The 786-nt window shown below is 29.4% G+C and carries 1 protein-coding gene; it reads left to right on the top strand.

Annotated features, from left to right (window positions below):
- The first annotated feature begins 31 nt into the window (after positions 1–31).
- Positions 32–580, top strand: a complete 549-nt coding sequence (locus ACNG5D_RS15830) for a hypothetical protein (RefSeq protein ID WP_418184503.1) — start codon at positions 32–34, stop codon at positions 578–580.
- Positions 581–786 lie beyond the last annotated feature (206 nt).

Raw genomic sequence — 786 nt, 5'->3', positions numbered from 1 at the left:
ACGTTGTGAGCAAGCTAAAAAAACATCGTAATTGAATTCAACATTTGAAATATTAAAAGGACTTCCTGCATACGGAAAAATGTATATTCCAATCCCTGAACGAAATATATCGGAAGGATTACCTATTGAATTTACAAAAGATGACGGAACGAAATGGGTTGCGAATTTTGAACTGGATGACAGAAATGAATCTTTAAATTTTATTGCGGATTTAAACGACTCTGGAGAAGTATTAGTTGTTGCGAAAAATATAATTTATATAATTGACCGAAATAAAGAATCGCCAATTATAGCGTTTAAAGGATACTTTGAAAAAGTAATCGAGCACAAAAATTTTAAGATCTTAATCGGACACGAATGTATCGTCGTTGTAAAAAGTTCTGAAAAAATAGAATTCTACGACAATTTAAATTACGCATTTACAAGCGATGTTTCTTTTTCAAATGGAATCATTCAAATACTAATTTTTGATTATAATTTACCGATTGAACAAAGAGAAAGAATTCATTCAATCGAATTAGATGATATAAGTTTTAGTGATTTTAAAGCAAATAATTATTTCAAATCGAATAAAATATAGCGCGGAAAGCCAGCTCACAACAACGTATATAGCTCATAGCTAATTAGTTGCTTAAACAAAGTTAAGGCATATTTGGAAAGTCGCCAAATTTTTAAATTTGACGATTTCCAATAAAAAAGATAAATAATAAAATTTAAAAATCTGGCTTGTGCTTAATCCGAAAATAATCGCTAATTAACACGCTACAAGCCATATACAAAACCGTT

The sequence above is a fragment of the Algibacter ulvanivorans genome, assembly GCF_048381495.1.
In the GTDB taxonomy this organism is placed as follows: domain Bacteria; phylum Bacteroidota; class Bacteroidia; order Flavobacteriales; family Flavobacteriaceae; genus Algibacter_B; species Algibacter_B ulvanivorans.
The sequence above is the reverse complement of the archived record's forward strand: the minus strand, read 5'-3'. Positions and strand labels throughout refer to the sequence as shown.